2 protein-coding genes are annotated in these 2,540 nt (G+C 53.9%); one reads left to right on the plus strand and one right to left on the minus strand.

All coding sequences use genetic code 11. From position 1 onward, the window contains the following. The coding region (gene kdsA, locus ACTHS3_RS11535) for a 3-deoxy-8-phosphooctulonate synthase (RefSeq protein ID WP_440367996.1) at positions 1 to 704 on the plus strand (704 nt) is incomplete at its 5' end. Positions 705 to 761: 57 nt separating this feature from the next. On the opposite strand, the gene mutL is transcribed toward kdsA, so the two are convergent. Next, the coding region (mutL, locus tag ACTHS3_RS11540) for a DNA mismatch repair endonuclease MutL (RefSeq protein WP_440367997.1) at positions 762 to 2,540 on the minus strand (1,779 nt) is incomplete at its 5' end.

Raw genomic sequence — 2,540 nt, forward strand, 5'->3', positions numbered from 1 at the left:
TCCCGTATGTGTTCAAAGCCTCTTTCGACAAGGCAAACCGCTCTTCCATTCACTCTTTCCGCGGTGTGGGTTTGGACGAAGGCATGAAGATTTTTCAAGCGGTGAAACGCGAGTTTAACGTTCCCGTAATTACTGACGTTCACGAGCCTTACCAATGCCAACCGGTTGCCGAAGTCTGCGATGTCATTCAGCTGCCTGCCTTCTTGGCACGCCAAACCGATTTGGTGGTGGCTATGGCGAAAACCGGCAATGTCATCAACATCAAAAAGCCGCAATTCCTCAGCCCGTCTCAAATGAAAAACATCGTCGAGAAATTCCAAGAAGCAGGCAACGAGCAAATCATTTTGTGCGAACGCGGCGCAAACTTCGGCTACGACAACTTGGTGGTCGATATGCTCGGCTTTGGCGTGATGAAAAAAACGTGTAACAACCTGCCCGTTATTTTTGACGTAACCCATTCCCTGCAAACGCGCGAATCCGGCGCTGCTGCGTCAGGCGGCCGTCGCGCCCAAGTATTGGACTTGGCGCTTGCCGGTATGGCAACCCGATTGGCCGGTTTGTTCCTTGAATCTCATGCCAATCCCGACCAAGCCAAATGCGATGGCCCAAGCGCATTGCCGCTTGCCCAATTGGAAGATTTCCTGACCCGTGTTAAAGCAATCGATGAAACCGTGAAATCGTTTGCGCCTATGGATATTCGTTAAGAGCAAATAAGTTAAAAGGCCGTCTGAAAGCATTTTCAGACGGCCTTTTTATTAGTGTTACTGTCCGCGTAAAAACAACGCATCCAATTCTTTTAATGTCAGTTTGACCCAAGTCGGACGACCGTGATTACACTGGTTGCTGCGCGGCGTGTTTTCCATATCGCGCAGGAGCGCATTCATTTCCGGCAGGGTAAGCTGACGGCCGGCGCGGACGGAGCCGTGGCAGGACATGGTGGCGAGGATGTGGTTTTCGTGTTCTTCGATGGTTTGGCTGCTGCCGACTTGGGCGAGTTCTCCCAAAACATCTTTGGCCAGTGAAACGACGTCGGCTTTGCCGAGCATGGAGGGGACGGCACGGACGGCAAGGGTATTGCCGCCCATGTCGGACAATTCCAGCCCGAAGCCTGCCAGCGTTTCGGCATGATCGGCAAGGGCGGCGCATTCTTCGTGGGACGCGGCAAAGGTTACGGGAATAAGCAGACGCTGGCTTTGCAGGTTGCCGTTTTCCTGACGTTGGTGTTTCATTTTCTCGTAGTTAACGCGTTCGGCGGCGGCGTGCATATCTATGAGCAACAGGCTGTCTTCTGCTTGGGCAAGGATGTAGATGCCAAGTAATTGGGCAATGGCAAAGCCGAGCGGCGGCAGTTCGGATTGGGATGGAAGGCCGTCTGAAAACGGCGTATCTGTTTTTTGGGTAGGCATTTCAGACGGCATGTTGCTGAAACGTGCCTGCTCGAATTGACTCAACTCAAGGTCGATGTCGTCGGTTTTTTTGTAAAGCTCGGCGTAAGTATTCATGGCCGCGCGGCTTTCGCGCAGAGACAGGCTGCGTTGTTGCGGCGCACGCGCGGCTTGGTAAGGCATGGGCGCGGTTTTGCCTGATGAATCAAAGGCATTGTGTGTATTGGATTTGTTGCCTGCCGGGTAGTTGGATGCGCTATCAAATAGATTTTCGCTGTTGTTTTCAGACGGCATTGGTGCAGGTGTAATGCCGGTAATGTCATGCAACACTTCGCCTGCGTTGCTGACGCTTTCAGTCAAGTCGGCGCGCGTGTCGGCAAGAGCTTTGTTGAGCGTGTGGAATACAAGTTGGTGTACTTGCTGGCTGTCGCGGAAGCGGATTTCGGTTTTGGTCGGGTGGACGTTGACATCCACGGCTTCGGGCGGCAGGTCGAGAAAGAGGACGAAAGCAGGCGTCAGCGCGTTGTGCAATACGTCTCGGTATGCCTGCTTGACGGCATGAAGCATGACTTTGTCGCGCACGAAGCGATGGTTGACGAAGCAGTATTGTTTGTCGGTTTTACCTTTGGCAAAGGTCGGCTTGGCAATCGCGCCATAGAGCCGCAATGCGCCATTGCCGCTGTCAATTTCCAATGAGGCCGTCTGAAAATCATCGCCGACAATGGCGGCAATACGTTCATGCAGGCTTTGTGCAGGAAGTTTGAACACTTGTTTGCCGTCGCGTTTGAGTGAGAAGGCAATGTGCGGATGCGCCAGCGCAAGACGTTCGAGCATGGTGGCGCAGTGGGCGTATTCGGTGTTTTCGGATTTGAGGAACTTGCGCCGCGCAGGAGTATTGAAGAAGAGTTCGGCAGCTTCGATGGTGGTGCCGACGGGGTGGGCGGCGGCGGTGGGGCTGCTGAGTTTGCCGTCTTCGGCTTTGACTTGGGTTGCGTGCGAACTGTCTTCTTGACGGCTGGTCAGGGTCAGGCGGCTGACTGAGGCGATACTGGCTAAACCTTCGCCACGAAAGCCCATACTGGCAACGTGTTCCAAATCGTTTAAGGTTTTGATTTTGCTGGTGGCGTGGCGGTGGAGCGCAAGCTCGATGTCGTC

This window comes from Neisseria sp. P0009.S007 (assembly GCF_051962515.1).